The 24,567-nt window shown below is 46.9% G+C and carries 20 protein-coding genes; 15 read left to right on the top strand and 5 right to left on the bottom strand.

Going from position 1 to position 24,567, the window contains the following annotated elements; translation table 11 throughout:
* Positions 1-13: 13 nt before the first annotated feature.
* Positions 14-415, bottom strand: coding sequence for a TlpA family protein disulfide reductase (locus tag BUA34_RS10685; RefSeq protein ID WP_254794434.1), 402 nt, complete (start codon positions 413-415; stop codon positions 14-16).
* Between the two features lie 168 nt (positions 416-583).
* On the opposite strand from BUA34_RS10685, the gene BUA34_RS10680 reads away from it, so the two are divergent.
* Positions 584-1,651: a type IV pilus twitching motility protein PilT gene (locus tag BUA34_RS10680; protein WP_072829402.1), complete on the top strand. Its 1,068-nt coding sequence runs from the start codon at positions 584-586 to the stop codon at positions 1,649-1,651.
* A 3-nt stretch (positions 1,652-1,654) separates the two neighbouring features.
* On the top strand, positions 1,655-2,857 hold the full coding sequence (locus BUA34_RS10675; protein WP_072829400.1) for a type II secretion system F family protein: 1,203 nt from the start codon (positions 1,655-1,657) through the stop codon (positions 2,855-2,857).
* 433 nt (positions 2,858-3,290) lie between these two features.
* Here BUA34_RS10675 and BUA34_RS10670 read toward each other — a convergent pair whose 3' ends face one another.
* Positions 3,291-3,764, bottom strand: coding sequence for a hypothetical protein (locus BUA34_RS10670; protein WP_072829398.1), 474 nt, complete (start codon positions 3,762-3,764; stop codon positions 3,291-3,293).
* 124 nt (positions 3,765-3,888) lie between these two features.
* Positions 3,889-4,668 carry a pyruvate formate-lyase-activating protein gene (gene pflA, locus BUA34_RS10665; RefSeq protein WP_072829397.1) on the bottom strand — a complete coding sequence of 260 codons (780 nt, stop codon included), beginning with the start codon at positions 4,666-4,668 and terminating at the stop codon, positions 3,889-3,891.
* Positions 4,669-4,842: 174 nt separating this feature from the next.
* On the opposite strand from pflA, the gene BUA34_RS10660 reads away from it, so the two are divergent.
* The gene (locus tag BUA34_RS10660; protein ID WP_072829395.1) at positions 4,843-5,331 is read left to right on the top strand and encodes a hypothetical protein; all 489 of its coding nucleotides are present in this window, start codon (positions 4,843-4,845) and stop codon (positions 5,329-5,331) included.
* Between the two features lie 24 nt (positions 5,332-5,355).
* The gene (locus BUA34_RS10655) at positions 5,356-6,063 is read left to right on the top strand and encodes an MBL fold metallo-hydrolase (protein WP_072829393.1); all 708 of its coding nucleotides are present in this window, start codon (positions 5,356-5,358) and stop codon (positions 6,061-6,063) included.
* Positions 6,064-6,226: 163 nt separating this feature from the next.
* Here BUA34_RS10655 and pflB read toward each other — a convergent pair whose 3' ends face one another.
* Positions 6,227-8,482 (bottom strand): formate C-acetyltransferase, encoded by a 2,256-nt coding sequence (pflB, locus tag BUA34_RS10650; RefSeq protein WP_072829391.1) that lies wholly within the window; start codon positions 8,480-8,482, stop codon positions 6,227-6,229.
* 368 nt (positions 8,483-8,850) lie between these two features.
* On the opposite strand from pflB, the gene BUA34_RS10645 reads away from it, so the two are divergent.
* The 9 genes from BUA34_RS10645 (at position 8,851) to BUA34_RS10605 (ending at position 20,345) form a co-directional block, all read left to right on the top strand.
* Positions 8,851-9,915 carry a glycoside hydrolase family 16 protein gene (locus BUA34_RS10645; RefSeq protein ID WP_072829389.1) on the top strand — a complete coding sequence of 355 codons (1,065 nt, stop codon included), beginning with the start codon at positions 8,851-8,853 and terminating at the stop codon, positions 9,913-9,915.
* A 155-nt stretch (positions 9,916-10,070) separates the two neighbouring features.
* Entirely contained in the window at positions 10,071-10,559 is a 489-nt protein-coding gene (locus BUA34_RS10640; protein ID WP_072829676.1) for a hypothetical protein, read from the top strand.
* Positions 10,559-11,077 (top strand): hypothetical protein, encoded by a 519-nt coding sequence (locus BUA34_RS10635; protein WP_072829387.1) that lies wholly within the window; start codon positions 10,559-10,561, stop codon positions 11,075-11,077. The genes BUA34_RS10640 and BUA34_RS10635 overlap by 1 nt, the downstream gene beginning before the upstream one ends.
* A gap of 101 nt (positions 11,078-11,178) precedes the next feature.
* Entirely contained in the window at positions 11,179-11,664 is a 486-nt protein-coding gene (locus BUA34_RS10630) for a hypothetical protein (RefSeq protein ID WP_072829384.1), read from the top strand.
* Between the two features lie 127 nt (positions 11,665-11,791).
* Positions 11,792-14,440: an alanine--tRNA ligase gene (gene alaS, locus BUA34_RS10625; RefSeq protein ID WP_072829382.1), complete on the top strand. Its 2,649-nt coding sequence runs from the start codon at positions 11,792-11,794 to the stop codon at positions 14,438-14,440.
* 697 nt (positions 14,441-15,137) lie between these two features.
* On the top strand, positions 15,138-15,743 hold the full coding sequence (locus tag BUA34_RS16085; protein ID WP_254794433.1) for a GGDEF domain-containing protein: 606 nt from the start codon (positions 15,138-15,140) through the stop codon (positions 15,741-15,743).
* 44 nt (positions 15,744-15,787) lie between these two features.
* A complete protein-coding gene (locus BUA34_RS10615; protein ID WP_072829674.1) occupies positions 15,788-17,308 on the top strand; it encodes a DEAD/DEAH box helicase in 1,521 nt (506 codons plus the stop codon).
* A 329-nt stretch (positions 17,309-17,637) separates the two neighbouring features.
* Positions 17,638-18,468 (top strand): TIGR02147 family protein, encoded by an 831-nt coding sequence (locus BUA34_RS10610; protein WP_072829378.1) that lies wholly within the window; start codon positions 17,638-17,640, stop codon positions 18,466-18,468.
* 14 nt (positions 18,469-18,482) lie between these two features.
* Positions 18,483-20,345: an FISUMP domain-containing protein gene (locus BUA34_RS10605; RefSeq protein ID WP_072829376.1), complete on the top strand. Its 1,863-nt coding sequence runs from the start codon at positions 18,483-18,485 to the stop codon at positions 20,343-20,345.
* Between the two features lie 162 nt (positions 20,346-20,507).
* Here the strand turns inward: BUA34_RS10605 and BUA34_RS10600 are convergent, their stop codons facing one another.
* Complete coding sequence (locus BUA34_RS10600; RefSeq protein WP_072829374.1) at positions 20,508-21,602, bottom strand: GSCFA domain-containing protein; 1,095 nt, start codon at positions 21,600-21,602, stop codon at positions 20,508-20,510.
* 285 nt (positions 21,603-21,887) lie between these two features.
* Here BUA34_RS10600 and BUA34_RS10595 point away from each other — a divergent pair, with 285 nt between their 5' ends.
* Together BUA34_RS10595 and BUA34_RS10590 are read left to right on the top strand one after the other, a co-directional pair.
* Positions 21,888-22,721 (top strand): TIGR02147 family protein, encoded by an 834-nt coding sequence (locus BUA34_RS10595; protein ID WP_072829372.1) that lies wholly within the window; start codon positions 21,888-21,890, stop codon positions 22,719-22,721.
* 9 nt (positions 22,722-22,730) lie between these two features.
* On the top strand, positions 22,731-24,530 hold the full coding sequence (locus BUA34_RS10590; protein ID WP_072829370.1) for an FISUMP domain-containing protein: 1,800 nt from the start codon (positions 22,731-22,733) through the stop codon (positions 24,528-24,530).
* The last annotated feature ends 37 nt before the right edge of the window (positions 24,531-24,567 follow it).

Raw genomic sequence — 24,567 nt, 5'->3', positions numbered from 1 at the left:
TCGCCATCTTGTATTACAATCCCAGCAGTCTCTTTAGCTCGTGGCGGACTTTCAGTTCATTCAGCGATCCGACGTCGACATGCTGGATCTTGTCGTCCTTGTCCACGACAAAGCTGACCGGAATCACGCCTGGGTTTCCGAGTGCCTTGATGGCGTCGTAGTTCCAGTGGAGCATCGTCCACGGAATGTCCATGCTTTTTTTGTACTTGCGGGCGACCTTTTTTGAATCGTCCTCGTCAATCATTAAGATTTTAAGTCCCTTGGGCTCGAATTCTTCGTAGAACTGCTTGAGTACAGGCAGTTCAGCCCGGCATGCGGGGCACCAGGATGCAGTAAGTACAATGAGCGTTGCTGTCCCTTTCTCGCTTGCGTAGTCCGACTTACCCCCCATCACGTTGTCGGCGGTGAAATTCACGACCGTCTCCGGGAAGTTCAGTTTTGGGCGGGAATGCGATTCAATCGCGTAAAATGCAAACGCGAAGAAAATGATTGCCCCTACCCATGCGAGTATTTTATAAGTGGAAGAACGCATTGTGTAAAGAATTTATGAAATTTTTGAGCTTTTTAAGTTATATTCTAGAATATGGCATATAACATTCAGGATCTTTTAGCAGAAATGGTTAAACGGGGCGCTTCCGACTTGCATATCACAGCCGGTTCGCCTCCTCTTATTCGTCTTTCCGGTAAGCTCACTCCTATCGGAGAAAACAAGCTCAAGCCCGACGAAACCATGCGTATGACTTACAGCTTGATGAATGAAGCCCAGAAAAAGACTTTTGAGCAACAAAAGGAATGTGACTTTTCATTCGGTATTGCAAACCTTGCGCGTTTCCGTGCTAACGCATACTTGCAGCGCGGTTGTGTGGCTCTTGCGCTCCGTATTATTCCTCTTGAAATCAAGACTTTTAAGGACCTCGGTCTTCCGAAAATCATGGCCGAATTTACGACCCGCCCTTCCGGACTTGTCCTTGTGACAGGTGCGACCGGCTCTGGTAAATCGACGACCTTGGCTGCAATGATTGATAAAATCAACAAGGAACGTCACGACCACATTTTGACGGTTGAAGACCCGATCGAATTTTTGCACAAGCACCAGGGGTGCATGATTAACCAGCGCGAAGTCGGTAGTGATACGCACAGCTTTGCCCAGGCTCTTAAGATGGCTCTCCGTCAGGACCCTGACGTGGTGCTCATCGGCGAAATGCGTGACTTGGAAACGATTCGTGCTGCCCTTACTATTGCTGAAACGGGTCACTTGACTTTTGCAACGCTTCATACAAACTCTTGCGTCCAGACGATTAACCGTGTGGTTGACGCTTTCCCGAAGGGCGAACAGCAGACCGTGCGTACGCAGCTCTCGTTTGTGCTTCAGGGCGTTATCTGTCAGACCCTTTTGCCGAAAATTGGCGGTGGTCGTGTGATGGCATACGAAGTCATGAACGTGACGCCGGGTATTCGCGCTCTAATCCGTGATGACAAGGTTCATCAGATTGAATCCATGATTGAAATTGGTCAGAAGTTCGGCATGAATACGATGAATATGTGCTTGTGTGAACTTGTCAAGAATCACAAGATTGACCGCTTTGATGCTCTAGCCCGTTCGTCGAGTCCGGACCAGTTGGAACAGTTGTTCGTAAAAGAAGGGGTGTAATCAATGGCTGAATTTTTGTATAAAGCCCAAAATTCGCAGGGCAATAGCTTCGAAGGAACTCTTGAAGCGAAGGACAAGGCCGAAGCCGAAGCCCTTTTGCTCCGTCGTCGCTTGATTATCACGAGCCTCAAGAAAAAGCCGACTGAAATCAAGATCAAGATTGGTTCGGGCATTAAGACTGAAGATATTACTCGTTTTACGCGTATGTTCTCGTCTATGTGCTCGGCTGGTCTTCCGATGTTGCAGTGCTTGAACATTCTTGAAGCGCAGTGTGAAAACCCGGAACTCAAGGCTGTTGTGCATAAACTCACGCAGTCGATTAACGGTGGTTCTTCGCTTGCCGATGCTTTGGCGCAACACCCGAAAGTATTTGACTCCCTGTATTGCAACATGGTGGCCGCAGGTGAAGCGGGCGGTATTCTTGAAGGCATTCTTGCTCGTTTGGCCGAAACGCTCGAAAATAACCAGCGCCTCAAACGCAAGGTGAAAAAAGCTTTGACCTACCCGATCATGGTTATTATCGTGGGTATCGTGGTGGTGATTGCACTTATGACGTTCGTGGTGCCGACGTTCGCTGAACAGTTCGCGGCTCTCGACGCAGAACTCCCTGCCCCGACGCAGGTCGTGATGAATATTTCTGACTTTGTTCGAAATAACGGCGCGTTCATGTTTATCGGACTTGTTATTGTCATCTTTGCATATAAAATGATAATGCGAATACCGGCGGCGCAATTTGCGATGGACAAGTTTACCTTGAAACTACCCAAGCTAGGCGATTTGCAAATTAAGTCCGCAACGGCAGGTTTTTCGAGAACGCTTGGAACGCTTTTGAACGCCGGTGTGTCTGTGATGGATGCTCTGAAGGTCGTTGCGACAACCGCAGGTAATAAAGTTGTTGAAAAGGCAATTTATAAAATATCGATTGGTATTGCAGGTGGTAAGTCCATTGCCGAGCCGATGGAAGAAGTGGGCATTTTCCCGCCCATGGTGATCCAGATGACGGGCGTTGGTGAAAAGACTGGTAACTTGGGCGGTATGCTTTTGAAACTCGCAGACTTCTACGATGAAGAAGTGGACGCGGCCGTGGACGCCGTCGTGAGTATGATTGAACCGCTTATCATCGTGTTCTTGGGCGGCGCTGTCGGTGGCCTCCTAATTGCTATGTATATGCCGATGTTCTCGATGGGCGACGCAATCAAGGGCTAAAATTTCGCTGAAAACGCATCGCGATACTGCATCACGCTTTGGCTCACGTATTATTATACGCTACGCCAAAGCGTTCTTTGTCTCGCTCGGTTTTGAACGAAATTTGAAAAGCAAACGGCTTCGGGGATTCGACGCCTTGTTACTGAGACTCCGCGCTTTAGCGCGGGAAATGGACGTAGTTCGTTGTTCGTCGAAGGATGTCGCAAACATATCTTGTCGGAAACTTGTTTCCGTGTCAAGATGTAGCTTGTGACCTTACTTGTTTCTTATCCCTTGCTGGAATGTGTGGGTACGCTACGCGAAGTTGATTCTTGCTCTCGCTCGGTTTTGAACGAAAGCTCGGTTGAATTGTCACCCCGGATTTATTCCGGGGTCGTCTTTTTTTATGTTGCCTCTTGCTGAAGTTTTGAGCGAAATTTTGATAAAACGGGTTCTAATTAACGAAATCTTTTTTACAGCTGTTGTTTGTGAAAAACCAATATGTAATATCAATCAAATTCTCATTTACTTCTACAAGATAAAATAAGTCTAGAATCCTTTGGATTCTAAATAGCAATACATCGTCGGCTACATGTGGTCTTGGATATACAAGGCTGTTTCCTTCAAATTTTCCATCCCAAACATTACGGTCGTCTAGAGTTAAAGAAGAACTATCTGAAATGCAGTGGATTCGGAAACCATCGTATAAGAAGTAATCTGTTGCGTTTCCTTCTCCTCCTTTTAAAACAAATAGATCTAGGGAATCTACGAAAGGACTATACGATAAAATACTAGCATCAATAGCACATTTTTCTAGGTTTAGACAAATAGAGAAATCCTTTATTTTAAATGTAAAACAAAGAAGGGCGATAATTGGAATTAATAGAATCAAAAAGATTTTTTTTAAAGCATTTTTAATGTTTTTCATGTGCTGCTTGTGACCTTACTTGTATGAAATGAACGTCATGCCGGTCTCCGAGCGGGCATCTCCTTTTTTGCGCTGTCATCCCGGCCTTGTGCCGGGATCGCCATCTCGTATAGCGCAATCCTTCCTATTTCTTCATCCAGCCGGTGTATTTTGCGGTTTCGAGAATTTCGTTCGCGTTCTTGACGCGGTCGGCGGAGGGTGTTTGTGTGTCCTTGAGCGCGTAGTCGATTTCAAGTTCTTGATACTTGCTCAGCGCGAATGCGTGGTAGGGGAGGACTTCGACGCGCTTGACGTTGCTTAATGTGCGGATGAAGTCGCGGGTGCGTGTGAGGGCTTTGTCATTGTCGCTGATTCCCGGGACGAGCACGTGGCGAATCCAGATGGGCTTTTGAATGCGGTCGAGGTAACGGAAAAATTCGATGATGTTTTCGTTGCCGTGTCCTGTGAGTTCCTTGTGTGCGTCAGCGTCGATGTGCTTAATGTCCACGAGCAAGAGGTCGGTGGATCTCATCAATCGTTCGATTTTAGCAAACGGTTCGCCTGTGGGCCTGAACGTGACGCCGCTCGTGTCGACACACGTGTGGACGCCCGCCGCTTTTGCTGCTTCGAAGAACTCGATCATAAAATCGATTTGCGCCAATGGTTCACCGCCGCTTACGGTGATGCCGCCATCGGTTCCCCAGTAGGGCTTGTAGCGTACGGCTTTCTTCAGCAAGTCTTCTGCGGAAATTTCAAAAGAACCGTTCGCGGTTCCGTTTGCACTTTTCGTCCCGAAATCCCATGTTTCCGGGTTGTGGCAGAACTTGCAGCGCATGGGGCAGCCCTGCGTAAATACGACAAATCGAATTCCCGGTCCATCGACCGATCCGAACGTTTCAAGCTTATTGATTCTTCCGAGAGTCATGTCCCAAAAATAAAAAAGTCTTGCATCGCGTGAAAGTGTTTTTGTTCTATATAATACAAACCTCGAAAAAAAAAGTCGGTCGTGGCGGGTTTTGGTGCGATATTGTTCGGAAATTATGCATCTTTTAAATGCTTGTTCATTTATATTTAAAAGAGTGATGAGGAGGAAGTCTTTATGAAAAAATCATTGCTCGTTTTGATGGCGGCTGTAGCCACTTTTGTGATGTTTACTGCTTGTTCCGATGATTCTGGCATCGATAATGGTGCTGGCGGTTCTGCAGGTTTAAACACGGAATCTCAAAAATCCTCTGATTATGAGGTGGGGGAAGGTTCGTGTGGCGGTGGACATTTAGAAAAAAGAGCAGAATGGGGGGATGAATCTATTGATTTCGTGATGAACGAAGACGGCTCTGCTGTTTTTTTCCTGAATACGATTTCTGGTTGTGCCGAATATGGACATGTAACAGATGTTAAATTGGAACGTCATGACGATACTTTATTGGTTCATGATGTTTTTGAATATTATCCAGATTATGATAGTCGCCCCATGCATAATTGCCTTTGTTTTGCCGATTATCGAGTGAAAGTCCCTGCAGAGTATATTGGCGTCAAGTACCTAGAATTTCACGATGTTTACACCATCGTTTATAAGGATAAAGAGTAAGGGAAAATTTCTATCTTTGGCGTTGTGCCGAGAATTGTTAAGTTAAACGATAGAATCCAATATTTGCAGGTTTCATATGAGCCGCTGAGTGCTGATGTGGTCGCCGTGCGTGGCGATTGTGCTTGGTGGATATTTGACGTGGGCGCCTGCGATATGGCGGTCGATTTTATAAACGCGTTGCCGCGCAGTTCCGAGAGCTCGACGCATCTTGATACTAGCGAGTGCATCAAAAATGCCACTGTTCCGCTCAAAAAGAACATCGTAATTTCGCATTTTCATCGGGACCATTTGCTGAATGTCGTTCGGCATTGCAATGGCGAGGTTTCACTAGATTTTGATACGCTTTATGTTGGTTCGCATGCCTCAAAAGTCGTTGGCGAAATTGCTGGTCACGAAAAGATTACAGTGTCTTCACCGCTTTTGTTTGACGATGTCGTGCATATCGAAATTTTGCCGGTTCCCAATAGCCATGCTAAAGGTTCGTTGATTCTTATTGTCGACGATTTCGTGTTTTTGGGTGATGCGACTTATCCGATGGTAGGGCATGGGGAACCGGATGTTTATAACGTGCAGATTCTCGAACAGCAAATTAAAATGCTCAAGTCGCTTAATGCATCGCGCTTTTGCTTAAGCCACAAGCGCGGCCTTGTGCGCGATAAAAGCTCTGTCATCCAGTTCTTGGAATCAGTGCTTGCCCGCCGCCAAAAGAACGAAAATTACATCGAGGCATAGTTTTCGCGGCTTTTCGACGCTCGCACTTCTGCATTCCCTCCCTAAAAAAGCTTTCCTCAAAACAAAAAAGGTTCCCTTTCGGGAACCTTTTTAAGTTTTGCGACTTTCGCCATCGCTGCGCTTTTGCCGCTTTTTCGCGCGGCATTTAGCCGTCGAGTAGCGATTAGAGCACGCCGTGTGCCTGGCGGGCAATAACGTCGAGCTGCTGTTCGCGAGTGAGCTTGATGAAGCGCACGGCGTAGCCAGAAACGCGGATCGTGAAGTTCTGGTATTCTTCCTTTTCCGGATGTTCCATAGCGTCCTTCAGCTTTTCGACACCGAACACGTTCACGTTCAAGTGGTGGCTGCTCTGGCCGAAGTAACCGTCGAGAACCTGCACGAGCTTGTTGGTGCGTTCTTCGTCATCGTGACCGAGAGCGTCCGGGTTGATCGTCTGCGTGTTGCTGATACCGTCGAGAGCGTATTCGTACGGAATCTTGGCGACAGAGTTGAGGGATGCCAAGAGACCGTTCTTTTCGGCACCGTAGCTCGGGCTTGCACCCGGAGAGAACGGTTCGCCCTGCTTACGACCATCCGGGAGAGCACCCGTTGCCTTACCGTAAACAACGTTACTCGTGATGGTAAGGATGGAGGTGGTCGGTTCAGAATCACGGTAAGTCGGCGTGTGCTTGATCTTAGCCATGAACGTCTTGAGGAGCCAAACGGCGATGCTGTCTGCGCGGTCGTCGTCGTTTCCATAACGCGGGAAGTCGCCTTCGATTTGGAAGTCTTCTGCAAGGCCTGTAGCCGGGTCGCGGATGACCTTGACCTTAGCGTACTTGATTGCAGAAAGGGAGTCGACAACGTGGCTGAAGCCTGCGATACCCGTTGCAAATGTGCGGCGAACGTTGGTATCGATGAGGGCCATTTCGGCAGCTTCGTAGTAGTACTTGTCGTGCATGTAGTGGATCAAGTTGAGCGTGTTCACGTACAAGTGAGCGATCCAGTCCATGTAGAGTTCAAACTTGTGGACGACTTCGTCGTAGTTGAGGTATTCGCTAGAGATAGGCGGATATTCCGGGCCAACCTGCGTACCCTTCACGAGGCATTCATCCTTACCACCGTTGATGGCGTAGAGGAGCGTCTTGGCGAGGTTTGCGCGAGCGCCGAAGAACTGCATTTCCTTACCAGTCTGAGTTGCAGAAACGCAGCAACAGATGCTGTAGTCATCGCCCCAGATCGGACGCATCGTGTCATCGTTTTCGTACTGGATGGCGCTGGTCTTCACGGAGATCTCTGCAGCGAACTTCTTGAAGCTTGCCGGGAGGCGCGGGCTATAGAGAATCGTGAGGTTCGGTTCCGGAGACGGACCCATGTTCACGAGCGTGTGCAAGAAGCGGTAGTCGTTCTTGGTCACCTGATGGCGACCATCCTGGCCGAGACCAGCGACTTCGAGCGTAGCCCACACCGGGTCACCGCTGAAGAGTTCATTGTAGCTAGTGATACGGGCGAACTTGACCATGCGAAGCTTCATCACGAAATGGTCGATGATTTCCTGAGCTTCGGTTTCGTTGATGACGCCGTTCTGCAAGTCACGGGTCATGTAAATGTCGAGGAAGGTAGAAACGCGGCCAACGCTCATGGCGGCACCGTTTTGCGTCTTGATGGCAGCGAGGTAACCGAAGTAGAGCCACTGCACAGCTTCGCGTGCGTTCGTTGCCGGCTTGGAAATGTCATAGCCGTAAATCTTTGCCATGACCTTCATACCTTCGAGGGCCTTGATCTGTTCGGCAAGTTCTTCGCGTTCGCGGATCACGTGTTCGCGCATATCCGTTTCATCGGTCAAAGCCTTGTCAGCCTTCTTCTGGGCGATGAGGTAATCGATACCGTAAAGGGCAACGCGGCGGTAGTCGCCGACGATACGGCCACGGCCGTAAGTATCCGGAAGACCCGTAATGATGTGGGCCTTGCGGGCCATACGCATTGCCGGCGTGTAGGCGTCGAAAACGCCCTGGTTGTGAGTCTTGTGGAATTCAGTAAAGATGCGGTGAAGTTCTTCGCTCGGTGTGTAACCGTAGTTCTTGCAAGATTCTTCAGCCATCTTGATGCCGCCGAACGGCATGAATGCGCGCTTGAGCGGTTTGTCGGTCTGGAGACCTACGATCTTTTCAAGATTCTTAGTTTCTTCGGAAATGTAGCCAGCGTTGTGGCTTGTAAGAGTGGAGACAACGTCTGTGTCCATGTCGAGGACGCCACCCTTTGCAATTTCTCTCTTCTGTAGTTCCTGGAGTTCTGCCCAGAGCTTGTTCGTAGCTTCAGTCGGTCCCTGCAAGAACGACTTGTCACCGTCGTAGGGAGTATAGTTTTTCTGGATAAAGTCGCGGACGTTAATTTCTTCTTGCCAGCGACCGCCTTTAAAGCCTGTCCATGCTTCCTGCATATAGCCTCTTTTGCTCGTGCAAAACCATTAATGCAACTGAAAAATCACCTAATTTTTCTGGTTGGGGAAAAGGTTTTGCAACGACTTTTCCTTTTTTTTCTTCATTTTTTCAATGTAAAACGCAATATACATATTTAAAAAGGGGTGGGCAAGGTATGAAATGCACCAATTTCGCCCAAAAGTTCGCTTACGAAATGCTTACATGGCCAAAGGTTGACCAAAAATTGAAAAAGATGATTTTTTATGTAAAATTACGACCAAAATGTGTAAAATACGGTTGATACGGTTGGTTCTGAAATTCCTCTTGCTGTGTATACGCAGAATCAAAACAAAAGGTATCTTATGATTAAGAAATTAAGAGGTCAATTATGAAAAAGATTATTCTTCCGATGGTAGCTGTGGCGCTCATGACTGCATGCTCCGATGTGAACGAAGTTGCAAATTTTGCGAATGTTCAGAATCAGCCTGGTGCTATATCTTCTAGCTCTGATGCAATTGTTCCGGCTGGTGAATCCTCCAGTTCTGACGCTGTAGTTCCGCCGACTGGCCTTTCCTCCAGCTCTGACGCAATCCTTCCGGGCGTATCTTCTAGCTCCAATGGTGCTCTTCCGGTGGATTTGTCTTCTAGCTCGGTTGCTTCTTCTGCAGCATCCCAGTTTACTTATGCTGTGCCGACACTTACGGAACTTGATCCTACGAAGACTTACTCCTTCTATGGTGCAGAACTTTCCGGTAAGGTCCAGTTCAAGTATGGCCGTTTTGAAGCCCGCATGAAGATGGCTGCAATTTCTGGTTCTGTGAGCTCCATGTTCCTTTACTACGATGATTCTTGGGAAAAGGGTGAAAAGCCGTGGAACGAAATTGATATCGAAGTGCTTGGCAAGGCCCCGGACAAGTGGCAGTCCAACATTATCACCCGTGAAGGTGATCCGTCTATCAAGGCAAATACTTCTTCTGAAAGCAAGCCGCTTCACGAATATGGCTTTGACGCTACGCAGGATTTCCACCTTTATGCAATCGTCTGGACTCCGGAATACGTTGCTTGGGAAATCGACAGTGTCGAAATCCGCCGCGATCCTATTGGACTCAGCCGTGGTTCCCACGCCGATGCTGACCAGGTTGCTTTCTTGACCGAAGATCAGACTCTCCGCTTTAACCTCTGGGCATCCAAGAGCACAGCTTGGACCGGTGCATGGAACAAGGGAATTGGCCTTCCGGTTGAACAGCAAATTGACTACGTCCGCGTCTATTCTTATGATGCCGCAACCAAGGGCTTCACGATGCTCTGGCAGGACGATTTCAATGGCGAAGATATTGACTACGAACGCTGGGGAAGAGGCGACTGGGAAATGGAACGTGTCAACCTCCGCCCGGATAACGTCATCGTCGAAAAAGGTGTTTGCCGTCTCATCTTGGACTACGAAGCTAACTAAAAAAGTATTGGTGTGATGGTTCGCCTCCTGGAGCAATCCAGGAGGCTTTTCTTATTCTTGGACGTTTTTATAAAGTTTTATGGATAAATCCTATATTTTTTTTCTATTTTGAATGGAAAATTTGTAATAAACAATTTTACTTGTTGGATAAACGCATGAAAATAAAATATTGTGCCGTTATTGCCTTGCTTGCCGTTGCTTTATTTGGCTGCGCCGCAAACGAAGTTCACCGCGTCTCGGAACCGGGGCTTGAAATTTCTGGGAAAAAGTTGTACGTGCTTGTGAACGAACGCGCCATGCACGAAAATTTGACGCAAAAGATAGATTCCGTGTGGAATGCGAATGCTTCCGATTTGGATTTGGAAACGGAATTTATTTACAACGAAAAACTATCTATTAATCCAGTGCCCATCTCTCAGGTGCTCGACAATTGTGGCGGCAATTATGCTATGGTGCTTGGCATGGGTCTTGAATCCATGAATTCGGCTGTTACGGTTGAATATTTGCCAACGATGTTCAACTGCGACACCCGTAAGGTTGTGTGGAAAATGTCCATTCGTACCGGAGGCAGCTTTGCCAGACATTACTTGGTCAAGGAAATCGTCAATGACTTTAAAACCAATAAGATTGTAAGGAGCAAATAATGAAAAAGCTTTTGTCTGTTCTCTTAGTCTCCTTTCTTTTGGCTGGCTGTTCCATCACGAATATCGGACAGTCCAATTTCGAAAAGGTCTATGCGCTTAAGGGTGAAACGGTTGTTGTTATGGCTTCCGCTAACAGTTCACTTAGGGACTTTGCGAATAAAGTTGCAGATATGATGGCTAGTTCACTTGGTGGGACATATGGAGTAAACGCCATTGCGTTCCACGAAACCGACGAAGTGACGCTTTCGGAATCCCCGTTGGCGGAATTTGCCAAGCAGAATAACGCAAAGTACGTTTTGATAAAGACGTTCACGAAAATCGGCCTTTATGGTAATGCTATCGATACGTTTAATGAAGAACTTGCTTTGCTCTCCATTGTTGAACGTAAGATTGTCTGGAAAGCGACAATTAAGTACGAAGCCTATAACCGTATTGGCAAGGGGCATGCTGCCAATGGTTCGATAAACAAGACCGCCGAATTGCTCCAGAAAGATGGCTTTATCGCGGGCGGAATGTAAATTCTGTTTTTATCGAAAAAGTTAAAGTTGGGCTGGCTGCGCGCTAGCCCTTTTTTATATATTGGATTGTAAATATAGACCAACTACAAAAGAGGATTATCATGAAAAAACTTGCCTTATTGGCTCTTACTGCAATTTCGCTTGCTTTTATGGCTTGCGCCCCCTCTAAACTGGATATTCAAGAAGCGGCTGTGACGAGCGATGTGTTGGTCGAAGTGCGCCAGGTGCTGAATGATTCTATCAGTTTGTATGTTGGTAATGTTCTTTACTTGAATTCAAAACAGGTCGTAGCTGACGATATATATCCGTTGCATGTGAGTACGCGCGACCCGTCTGAATTTGAAAAGCTGACGCCTACAGATGTGATTAACAGTGACGAAGAATTCTTGGACTATTTGCGCCGCAAAGCTCCGGATATGATGAATGTCGGGATTGTAATTGGCGAAACTGCCTATAACGAAGTTGGCTTTGAAGAAGCTGCTGTTGTGACGAAGTTGACCTCGATTTTCCAAAAGATTCAGGGCGGCTCGCTCAAGCTTTTCCATGAAAAAGAAGGCCACCTCACCGACATGAAAAAACTGTACTAGTAGTTGGTCAATAGTCGTTAGTCATTGGTCATTAGCTATTAGTTATTGGTACATTGTCATGCCCGCCATTGAGCGGGCATCTCTTTTTTTTCTATCTTTGTGCCCGTAAAAAATCAAAGGTAAAACTATGTCCGAAAAAATGACTTCTGCGCAGGTGCGCGAATCTTTCATCAAGTTCTTTGAATCCAAGGGCCACCTCTTCGTGCGTTCTTCGCCGGTGGTCCCGCATGACGACCCGACGCTCATGTTCACGAACGCGGGCATGAACCAGTTCAAGGCTATCTTCCTGGGCGACAATCCGAAGGGCTGGAAGCGCGCATGCAATAGCCAAAAGTGCCTCCGCGTGTCTGGTAAGCACAACGACCTCGATGTCGTGGGTCGCGACAACTACCACCACACCTTCTTCGAAATGCTCGGTAACTGGAGCTTCGGGGACTACTATAAGAAAGAAGCCATCTCTTGGGCATGGGAACTCCTCACTGAAGTTTGGAAACTCCCGAAGGAACGCCTCTTTGCAACCGTCTATCAGGACGATGACGAAGCCTGGCAGATTTGGAAGGACGTGTCCGGTCTTCCGGATGATCGCATCATGCGCTTCGATGCTCACTCCAACTTCTGGGAAATGGGTGACACCGGTCCGTGCGGCCCGTGCTCCGAAATCCATTACGACCGTGGCGACCTCGCTACGCAGGCCGAAACGTTCAAGGACCCGATCAAGGGCGTGAACGGCGAAAACGACCGCTACATTGAAATTTGGAATAACGTGTTCATGCAGTACGAACGCGTGAGTGACGGCTCCCTGATTCCGCTGAAGGCCAAGAACGTCGATACTGGTATGGGCTTCGAACGTATCTGCGCTATTCTCCAGGGCAAGACCAGCAACTACGATACTGACGTGTTCACTCCGATTATCGCAAAGATTGCTGAACTCTCTGGCGTTCCGTACAACGATGGCGAAGCCGGCACCCCGCACCGCGTGATTGCCGACCACATCCGCGCTATTTCGTTTGCTATTGCTGATGGCGCTCTCCCGTCTAACGAAGGCCGTGGCTACGTGCTCCGCCGCATTCTCCGCCGCGCAAGCCGCTTTGCTCGCCTCCTCGGTCAGAAGAAGCCGTTCATCTGCCAGCTCGTTCAGGTGCTTGCCGACACGATGGGTGACGCTTTCCCGGAAATCCGCGAACGCAAGGAATTCGTGGCCTCCGTGATCAAGAGCGAAGAAGAAAGCTTTATCCGCACGCTCGACGCTGGTCTCGAACGCTTTGCTGCTATCTCTGCCGAACTCAAGAAGGGCGACAAGATTCCGGGCGACAAGGTGTTCTTGCTCTATGATACTTATGGATTCCCGCCGGACCTCACTGGTATCCTCGCCGAAGAAAAAGGCCTTACGATTGATGAAGAAGGCTATAACAAGTGCATGGAAGAACAGAAGGCCCGCGCCCGCGCTAACATGAAGCAGGGCATCAACACGATGGGTACCGAAGGCTGGACGCAGTACAGCGAAGCTAGCACAAAGTTTGTCGGTTATGAACTCTCTGCTTGCGAAACGAAGGTTGTTCGTTGGCGTGAAGACAAGGGCGTTTTGAGCATCGTGCTCGAAACCTCTCCGTTCTATGCTGAAATGGGTGGTCAGGTTGGCGACAAGGGAACGCTCGTTTCCGCTGACCTCGAAATTGACGTGTTCGACACCGTGAAGGTGAATGATACCGCCCTCTGCCGCGGTAAGGTGAAGAAGGGAACGGCTAACGAAGAAACGATGGGCGCCGTGTTCATGGCGACTGTCGATAACGACCGCCGTAACGATATCCGCAAGAACCACTCCGCAACTCACTTGCTCCAGGCCGCTCTCCGTCAGGTGCTTGGCACTCACGTGCAGCAGCAGGGTAGCTTCGTTTCGAACGAACTTCTCCGCTTTGACTTCAGCCACTTCAGCGCAATGACTGCCGAGGAAATCCAGAAAGTCGAAGACATCGTGAACGCAAAGGTCATGGAATGTTTGCCGGTCAACACTCAGGTGATGGGCGTTGACGAAGCTAAGGCAAGCGGTGCTATGGCTTTGTTCGGCGAAAAGTATGGTGACGAAGTCCGCGTCGTGAAGATGGGCGCTTGCAACGAAGAATTCTCCAAGGAACTCTGCGGTGGCTTGCATGTACAGAACACTGGTAACATCGGACTCGTGAAGATTGTTTCTGAATCCAGCGTGTCCGCTGGCGTACGCCGTATCGAAGCGGTCTCTGGCCGTGGCGCCTTGAGCCTCCTCCGCGCTGGTACGCAGATTCTCACCGCTCTCCGCGAACAGCTCCGCTGCAAGGATGCCGAAGTTCTCGACCGCATTCAGCAGAGCTTCGCCAAGACGCAGAATCTCGAAAAGAGCCTGCAGTCCGTGAAGCTGGAACTTGCGACCCTCGCCGCTGCCGAACTCCTAAACGGCGGCATCAACGTGGCTGGCGTGAATCTTTTCGTTCGCGAACTTTCTATCCCCGATGAAAAGTACAAGAACTTGCTCGACGGCGTTCAGAACAAGCTCGACTTGGATAGCGTAGCCGTGATTGCCAACAAGGATAACGGTGCCGGTAGCATCGCTGTGATGGTCGGCAAGAATGTTCAGGCCAAGGGTATCAAGGCTGGCGACCTGGTGAAGGATCTCGCCGCTGCTTGCGGTGGCCGCGGCGGTGGACGCCCGGACCGCGCTCAGGCTGGTACCAAGGAAGTCGAAAAGATTGCCGGTGCTATCGCCAACGCCAACAACTGGATTAGAGCCAAGTTGGGTGCATAATTAGAATCACCATCTCAAAAATTTCAAGGCGGCCTTAGGGTCGCCTTTTTTGCAAATCCATATAACATGAAAATCTTCGTTTGTGAAGATATCTTTGCTTTCGATTCCTTAAATAAAATGTATACTTATAGATAAGGTTGGATATATGGAGCCGCTTTTTAATCTAGAAAGCATATATGTTACAAACGCAATCGGAATAGTTTTGATTGCCGTCATGATAGTGTGTAACTTGTGGCGTTTCCAAACGAGGAGTCGGGCGAACAGGAACTTGTTAATGATGATGTTCCTAGCCATGACTAGCTGTATTGCCGATCCCATTTCTTATACCATGAAGGGTGTGACTGGCCTGCTTCCTAAGATTGCGGTCTATTTTACGAGTACATGGCTTTTTGCTGCGAACATGTTGGCTGTCTTTTTTTGGGTGCGATTCTTGTCGTTCCATTTGAACGGGGGGATGCCGAATCGCTCGCGAATAGTGGTGAATTCAGTTGTCGGAACGGGTCTTATTTTACTTGTAATAAATTTCTTTGTCCCAATCGTATTCTCTATTGACGATAACAACCTATATTCTAGAACTTATTTGTATTTTTTGTATATGCTGATAGATTACTCGCTAGTAGTCTATAGCTTGGTTATTTATTTTAAAAGCAAGGCGAAAGGTGGGGCTCTCAAATTTTTCCCGATATGGGTTTATATTGTGCCAATCCTCGTCGGTGGTATAATCCAATCGCTTTTCTACGGAATTTCTGTTATCCCCACAAGTATTGCTGTTTCGATTGCTGGTGTCTTGGCGAGTTTGCAAAACGAGATGATTTACTATGATCAACTTACGGGTTTGTTCAATCGCTCTTACTTGCTTTATTTGCTGAAAAAGTATGTCCAAAACCCCAAGATGGAAGTTACGGGGATTATGATAGATTTGAACGGCTTCAAGCATATCAACGATGAATTTGGGCACGCTGTGGGTGACGATGCGTTGGTAATATCGGCGCGAATCCTTAAGTCTGCTGTGAACAACGGTGGAAGTGTTATTCGTTATGCCGGTGACGAATTTATTGTATTACTTAATACGCAAAATGATGGCGATGTAGAAAAGTGTATCGCCAAGATTCGTACTTGTTTTGATGGATTTAACAAGGGTGGATCTAAACCTTATGTGTTGTCCGTCTCGGTCGGGTCCCATAAACTCCATGCGAAAACGGAAAGTGTCGATACGTTTATTAACGTAATCGATGCCCGCATGTACGAAGACAAAAAGGCGTTTTACGCGTCTCATGCAGGAATGGATCGTCGCAAACACTAGGCGAATTTTTGGGTGCGCTTTCTCTTTTTCTATCTTTGCGCAGTATGAAATTTGAAGAACTTCCTTTGGCAAATCCGTTGCAGCGGGCAATCCGCGCTGTTGGTTATGAAACTCCGACTCCGATTCAAGAACGCTCTATTCCGAGCCTTCTCGAAGGCAAGGACCTTTTGGGAATTGCGCAGACGGGGACTGGAAAGACGGCGGCTTTTGCACTTCCGATTTTGCAGCGATTGCTTGATTCCGGGAAGTTCCGTTCTCCGAAGACTTGCCGCGCGTTGATCCTTTTGCCGACTCGTGAACTTGCGATTCAGGTGGAAGATTGTTTCAAGGCTTATGCGCAGTTCACGGCGATTTCGACAACGTGCATCTTTGGCGGTGTGGGCGATGGCCCGCAAAAGCGCAACTTGATTCGCGGTGTCGATGTGCTTGTAGCGACTCCGGGGCGCCTGTTGGATTTGATTGGGCAAAAGGCTGTATCGCTAAAGAAATTGGAATTTTTTGTTTTGGACGAAGCTGACCGCATGTTGGATATGGGCTTTATCCATGATATCCGCAAAGTGGTCGCGATGCTCCCGCCGGATAGACAGAATTTGTTCTTTAGCGCAACGATGCCGGATGAAATTCTGAAACTTGCTTCGACGATTTTGCGCCCGAACCCGGTGCAGGTAGAAGTTGCTCCGCAGAGCACTCCGATTGAACGCATCCGTCAAGAACTTTATCGCATTGACAAACGCCGCAAGGGAGCGCTCCTCAAGGAACTCTTGGCGGAACACCCTGAAATGAAAAAGGTGCTTGTGTTTTGCAGAACAAAGCACGGTGCCGATAAGATTGTGCGAGTTCTTGAAAAGGCTGGTGTCAAGTGTGCTGCGATTCACGGTAACAAAAGCCAGAACCGCCGTCAAGAAGCTCTTGGAAATTTTAAGTGCGAACAAATTCGAGTTCTTGTGGCGACAGACATTGCGGCACGCGGCATTGACGTGGACGATGTGAGCCATGTGTTCAATTACGACTTGCCCAATGAACATGAAACGTTCGTGCATCGCATTGGCCGTACGGCGCGTGCGGGCAAGGAAGGTGTTGCAATTTCGTTCTGCTCTCCGGACGAAGAATCCGATTTGCGTGGGATTGAAAAACTTACCCGCGTGAAAATCCCGGAAGGCGATCAGAGCATTTACGAGAAACTCCCGCCTCCGCAAAAAGAGACCGCCGAAAGTTTGATGCGCAATTCTCGCGGGCGCATGTCTCGCGAAGAAGCTCAGGCTCGTGCTGCAGAAACTCGCAATAATAACGGTTCTCAGAAGGCTAATCGCGGACCGCGCGGTCGCAAGGACAACCGCAATGAAAATCGCGAGAACGCCCGTAATGCAAATGCTGAAAATCAGCAGCGTAACAATGCGCCGCGCAATTCCGAGCAGATCTCTCGCAATCCTGCCCAGAACGTAAATGCGCAAAACGTTCCGGCCGACAATACCCCGAATCCGCAAAACGGTGGTCGCCGTCATCGTCGTAACCGCCCCGGTTCCCGCGCTCGCCGCCGCATGCGCGAAGCGCAAGGCCAAGGATAAGCGTCATGGCGGCCTCAGAGCCGCCATCTTGTCATTCCCGCGAAGGCGGGAATCTCCTATAACTTCATCCAGACTCTATAAGGGCTGGGGGCAATCCAGTGGTTTATTCCTACAATACATTTGTGTTGTGAAAAATGCTTAAATTTTGATAGTATTTTACAAAATCTTTAAAAATTTTGTAAAAATCAATATTTTGTGTTGTGGAACTATTGCAATTTTGAAATTTAAGTTGTATATTTAAATTCAAGAACGAAACGGACGAAAAAAAGCCGCAATTCGTTTTTTTTACGGACCCTGAAAAAATTTGGGGATTGTCGTAAGGAGGAAAAATGAAAGAAATACTAGAATATACGAGCTATCGTCAGTATATTGCGGACTACTACGCTGATAAAAAGGCGAGTTCTGCATTTACGTGGCAGACGTTCGCGACCGAAGCTGGTTTTTCTTCGCGTGTTTATCTGAAATATGTGAGCGAAGGCCGCTTTAACTTGAGCGATTCGGCGACAGCCCGCGTTGCTGATGCCATGCGCTTGGTCGATTACGAACGCGAATATTTCACCGAAATGGTCAAGTTCGACCATGCGAAATCGGATGCCGAAAAGAAGGCTGCGTTCAGCAATATGCTTGCGATTGCAGACGCTCACAAGGCAAAAATATTGGAAGGCGATGCGTTTCGCTTTTTCGAAAGTTGGAAAAATCCTGTCATTCGAGAACTTGCGCCATCAATGCCTGGTGCAAAGCCGCTTGCGCTTGCCCATGCCTGCCGCCCAGAAATTACCGCCGCCGAAGTCAGCGAAGTACTGAATTTCCTTGTCAAAGGTGGCTTCTTGGTTAAAAATGCCGAAGGCAATTACGTACAAACGGAAAAATCCTTGACAACGGGCCCCATGGCGGTAACGCCTGTGGCTGTCCGCACGATGCACCGCCAAATGGGCGAACTCGCTCTTGAGGCGATTGAAGGTGTCGCGCCGGATAAACGAAATTTTTCCGGTGTCACGTTCGGTATCACGAAAGACGGCTACGATGAAATCGTGCAAGAAATTGCTGATTGCCGTAAAAGGGTTGTTGCCATTGCTCGGAAAAATGCTGCCACAGACGAAGTCTATCGCCTGAACATGCAGCTTTTCCCGCTGACGCAGAAACAAGAATTAAAAAAATAGAGCTGGAGGAAACAATGAATTACTTAAAAATTAGCGGACAACTTGTCTGCAAAATGGCGATGCTGCTCGCCTTTATGTTCGCAGCGTGCTCGGAAACAAATTCAGGAAACAACGTTGCCGGCGGTACCGTCGAAGAAACGGGAGTCTATGCTTTGGCGGGTCGCGTGGGTGATGTATATCCGAAGTTGCTGAAAGTGGCGGATCCATCGGGAGAACCCACTGATACTGCAAAATATGAAGGCTCGGTGTTTGCGGAAAAAGGATCGATTATAATTGTTTATGAACTCGATTCATTGACTCTCGATACGACAGGTCGCTTTTTTAAGGATACCGTAGATAACGATAGTGGTCGCTTTGAATTTAAAGAAATGAATCTAAGAAGCCCGTATGTGTTAATTGGAGAGCATGCGTATCCTTCTGACGCTCGCAATAAACGAGGCACAGTAGTTTATACGTATTATAACTATAGTGCGATTGTAGATTTGCGAAACGTGCAAACTGTAAATGTCAATACCTTGACGACGATGAAAGCCCCGCTTTTGCAGAAATATTTTGCAGAAGGCAAGTCGTTTGCCGAAGCGGGTAAGATGGCTGAGCGTGAAATCCTTGAAAGCTTCGGAATATATGAGGATTTGGGGACTTTTGAAGAAATGCCTGAAAATGGTTCCGAATTAGATTTTGTAAATGAACTCTCTCAGTTAGATGAACTCAATGTGCGTCATTATGTGGAAACTATGGGTGTTGTTCTTTCTTTTATGTCGCCCAAGGAGTTCTCTAAAAGCAAGGTTATGGAACGGTACTATTTGAATTCTATGAAAATGATCGGTTATGAAATTGGTTATTTGGCGCATCGCGATAGTTTAGGACGTTGTACTGAATCTCGCGAAAATGAGGCTAGTATGGTAAAGGGGCGCATCGGTGATATTGCTGTTGTGTGCCGTTCTGGAAAATGGGCCATGGGCTTTAAAGCGGTTGAACATACCAAGGGCAGTATGACGGATAACCGCGATGGAAAAACGTATAAGACCGTAACGTATAATTTTGGCGGAACTTCGCAGACATGGATGGCTGAAAATCTTGATTTTACGGATACGGCATCTTTGAGTGTTGACAGTTCGTTAAGGGCGAATTTGTCTGGAAGTATATATTGCTACCGTGAACCTTATTTAGATAATGATGAAGAAGGGTGTGGGGTTTATGGACATGAATATCTGTGGAGAGCGGCAATGAATATCGGAGACGATGATATCAAATCGTATTCAATTAGTGCTCAGGGCGATTTATTGCTAGTAAGTAAAAAATGCATGGATGCAATTCGTAATCGTAGTCTTCTTCCTGGGGATTCTGCAGAGGCTGTTGAAGATTCTTGTGGTGCTATACTGTATGGTGAAAATGATTCGGAAGGAAATTCTTCGAGGACGTGGACTTGGAATTATTCAGACTTTATTACGCCTTCGAATCAAAATTCTTATCAAGGAATCTGTCCGGATGGATGGAGAATTCCAACGCTTGAAGATTGGTTGACTTTGTTGCAAAATTTGGGCGAACAATATGGCGTTGATTATGGAAACGTTGTGATGGTGCTGTATGATGAGGCCGCAACTGGTTTTGGATTAAATAGCATTGCTAAGATTTTGGGAGTAGAAATTGATCATGTGATAGTGCAAAGTTTTAGTTTTTACAATTATTTTGTCATGGCAGATGCTTCCTATTATACGGCTGAATTTTTCAACATGTGGAAAAAATTCAGTGGGTTCAATCTGTCTTATCCGGATAGGTGGCACGTCCTTCTTTACAAATACAATAATCCAGAAATGCGTCAGAGTTCTTTGGCCGATCCGTATACTTCTGCCGCTGTCCGCTGCATCAAAAACTAAAGCATTTAAAAACGCATAAAAATTATTTGTTAGGAGGAAAAGGGAAGACGGGCTTCGGCCCGCCTTCTTTTTGCATTGTCATGCGTCATCCTGAGGCGTGAAACGCCGAAGGGTTCGGTAAAATCTTGCATGTCATTCCCCGCTCCGACGGGGAATCTCCTTCTACACGTTTAACTCAAGTCCCGCAATTTGACTTTCGAGCTTTTCCGCTTCGGTGTGTTGCTTTTTCAAAAATTCCGCGGTGGCTGTCGAACTCTCGTCTTGAATTCTGTGGTTCGCCATTTTCATGAACTTTTCCACCTTGCGGATATCTTCGCGCGTTTTTTCGTTGCAGTACGTTTCTGCCATGCGCTCAAAGATGTAGCCTTCTGCCGTCTTTGACAAATGAATCATGTCGTCATCGTAAAAGCGGTAGTCGCGCAGTTCGTCCATCACGATTTCGTAACTCGGGAAATAACTGATGGTCTCGGCTCCCACGTCATTGCGAGCCGAAGGCGAAGCAATCTCTTGAATTACTTTATTGATCGCTAACTGCAATGTTGCTTTCGAAAGCGTGTTGTTGTGGGCTCCATCGCTCATGTGGCGTAACGGCGAAACTGTAAACACGATGTGAAGTTTACGATTCTCGCCACGCTCGTCATTGCAAGCTGCACTTACGTCCGGCGAAGCAATCCAGTCGCATTTTATTTTACGTAGACTTTCAACAATTTCTTTGAGCGCGTCTGCAGCTTCTTCGATAGAAATCATCCGGCGTTCAAAAAGTCTCGGATCTTGCCGGTGACAATTTGCAACAACCTGCGACTTTAAAAAATAAACGAACGAAGTCCCGAGAGTGATAAATACGACGTCTGCGTTGCGCAAAAAATCTCGTGTTTGTGTAGCTGCGTTGTTCAGTTTTGCGATACATTCTTCGCGGCTTTTCCCGGAAAGCGAACTGTGCGCATCCCAGCAATGCCATGGGGCTGCGCCGTATTCCTCGCTGCTGCGGTTGCCTAAACAAACGCTGTTGCCAAAGCGCATATCCTGAAAAACATCCTCTTCTCCAAAAACTTTTCCGTCTGCAATGGCCTTAATCTGTTTTGCGATTGAAAGTGGATTGTACACGGTCCCGAACGGATTTGCTAAAACTTTAAATTTCCGTGATGCAAATTGCGCAGAAATATTGTTCGCGAAGCAAGACCCGAAAAAAGCGATTTTGCTTTTGTAATCAATTTGCAAATCCGATGAGGGAATATCAATTTTTGTGAAGAAATTCATGATAAAGAAATGTAGTAAAAAACTCAGATTTTCAAAAATTGCTGAAATTTACGAAAAAATCGCTCGAAAATGAATTTTAGCGTTCTTCTAAATTCATATTGTGAAAATTGCTAATTTTATAATTCTTTGTAAAAATGTTTAAAATTTTGCATAAAAATAAACTTTTATATTGTAAAACTATTGATTTTTGAAAAAATAGGAATTATATTTAGAATATCGACAGACGGTCCGCTAGTGAAACTGCTTAAAAAGTTCTAGAAAGAGGCCGTTTTGTAAGGAGGAAAAATGAAAGATATACTTGAATATACGGACTACCGCCAGTATATCGCAGATTACTATGCCGATCGAAAGGCCAAGTCTGCGTTCAGCTGGCAGGAGTTTGCCACTGCGGCGGGGTTCTCGTCGCCTGTTTACCTTAAATATGTGAGCGAAGGTCGCTTCAACTTGAGCGAAGAAGCTGCGGTTCGCACGGCGCGTTCCATGCGTCTCGCAGATTTCGAATGCGACTTCTTTGTTGAAATGGTCAAGTTTGACCACGCAAAGAACGATGCCGAAAAGCGTGCTGCGTTCAGCAAGATGGTCTCGATTGCCGATGCTCACAAATCGAAAATCCTAGAAGGCGAATCGTTCCGCTTTTTCGAAGACTGGAAAAATCCGGTGCTCCGTGAACTTGCCCCCGCCATGCCTGGCGCAAAACCGCTTGCGCTCGCTCATGCTTGCCGCCCCGAAGTTACAGCCGCAGAAGTTTCTGAATCGCTTAATTTCTTGGTCAAGGCGGACCTTCTCAAAAGAGATAAAGACGGCAATTACGCACAAACTGAAAAAGTTGTGACGACCGGTCCTATGAATATCACTCCGCTCGCGGTTCGTGGATTGCATCACCAGATGGGCGAATTTGCTCTTGATGCAATTGAAAATGTTCCACAGGACGAACGTCATTTTTCAGGTCTTACGCTTGGTATCACGCGCGAAGCTTACGATGAAATCGTGCAGAAAATTGCCGAATTCCGCAAAGAAATTATCGCGATTGCGACTCGTGAACCTGCAACAGACGAAGTCTATCGTTTGAACGTGCAGTTCTTCCCGATGACGAAAAAAAGTTTAAATAAAAAGGACTAGGAGGAAACCATGAATTATTCAAAAATAAGCGGACAATTTGTCTGCAAAATGGCGATGCTGCTCGCCTTTGTGTTCGCAGCTTGCTCCGAAGACAATTCACCGATAAATGGTGCTCATGGCGGTGCCGCCGAAGAACAGGGCGTTTACGCTTTAGCTGGTCGCGTGGGTGATGTGTATCCCAAATTGTTATTGGCGGTGGATGAAAATTCGATGCAGGCGCCTAAGGGCAGCTCTATCACTGTTTATGAATTAGATTCCTTGACGCTCGATACGACGGGACGTTCTTTTGTTGGCTCGGTTAACGATGACAAAGGACATTTTGTGATTGATAGCCTTGATTTTGATAGCCCGTATGTATTGATTGAAGAAATTGTGCCTGCCCGTGATACGTGCCTGTATGTAAGCGATTGGCTGCTACCACTAGTAGAAAATCAGCTACGGTACGAAAAGCTAGAAAATCCTTCTTCGGAAACTCAGTGCTTTGAACGGACGTTAAAGGCGAAAGAATTTCGCGCTGTTGTGGATTTGCGAAAAAAAGAAAAAATAAGTGTTAATTCGTTGACGACGGCTAAGGTTACGCTTTTGCAAAAATATATAGCCGAAGGAAAGACCTTTGCTGAAGCGAGCCAAATGGCTGAACACAAAATTCTTGAAGATTATGGAATATACGAAGACTTGGGCTCGTTTGAAAAAATGTTTGATGATGATTCTGAATTGTCTTATGTGAATGAGTTGATTCGATATACTGATTCCAGTGCACGTGAGAAGCTTTTGTGGGAGGATGTGGTTGGCAATTATGTCTCTCCAAAAGAATATGCGGGAAACGGACAAATGAAAAAATATTATCAGAATATGAAGAAAATGATAGATTATAGAATAGGCTTCTTGGCTAAAGTTGATGGATTGGGTCAGTGCACTGAAGCGCGTGAAAATGATGTAGGCGAAATTAAACTTTTTTATACCCCAAATTATGTTAATGTGGTGTGCCGCTCTAAAAAGTGGACGATGGGTTTTAAATCGGTGGAACATACGAAGGGTTTGTTGGTCGATAATCGAGATGGTAGATCTTATGAGACGGTGACGTATAATTTGGGCGGAACATCGCAGACTTGGATGGCGGAGGACCTTGTTTATGCGGATTCTACGCACCCAGCATGTCAAGATTATATTGATAAATCTTATGCCGCTTGCAGAGAGAACGGTCGATATGTATGGTTGCACGCGATGGATATTGGGTTGGATGATGTGAATATGTTTTGGATCCGTTGGCAAGGAGGGGATACGGTCTCTTACCAGGATTGTCTAAAAGTATTTTCTGGTGACTTGGATTCAGTTGTCCCGGGAACCTGTATGCAAGGAAGTCTTGGCGGGCATTGGGATTATGTCTATACCAATCCTTTGCTGCGGTCGAATTTGAATGCTCATCAAGGAATTTGTCCAGATGGTTGGCGTATTCCGACTACGAGTGACTGGAGAACTTTGTTGCAGAATTTGGGAGAACAGTATGGAGTTGATTATGCTAAAGCCGTGCCTGTCCTTTATGATGAGACTGCGACAGGGTTTGGTTTGTATAGTACACATGAAGGGCTTGTTGTGGATAATGAAGGCCGTGTTGTTGTGAGTCAAAATGGTGTTTTTAATGATATGTTTGTAGTGACGGATGAGCATTTGTCTAGAGTTCAATTCTTTGGAGGGTATTCAACCGGATACGGCTTTGGATTTAGAACTCCCGGGGATCGCGAATATGAAGAAAGCTATTTTAATATACCTCCTTTAGATAAACTGAATGTCCGTTGCATCAAAAATTGATTCTCCCGTTTTTTTAAGGGTGATTTTATAGGAAGAG

It is taken from the genome of Fibrobacter sp. UWB12 (assembly GCF_900142485.1).
GTDB lineage: Bacteria > Fibrobacterota > Fibrobacteria > Fibrobacterales > Fibrobacteraceae > Fibrobacter.
This window is presented reverse-complemented; position numbering and strand designations above follow the sequence as displayed.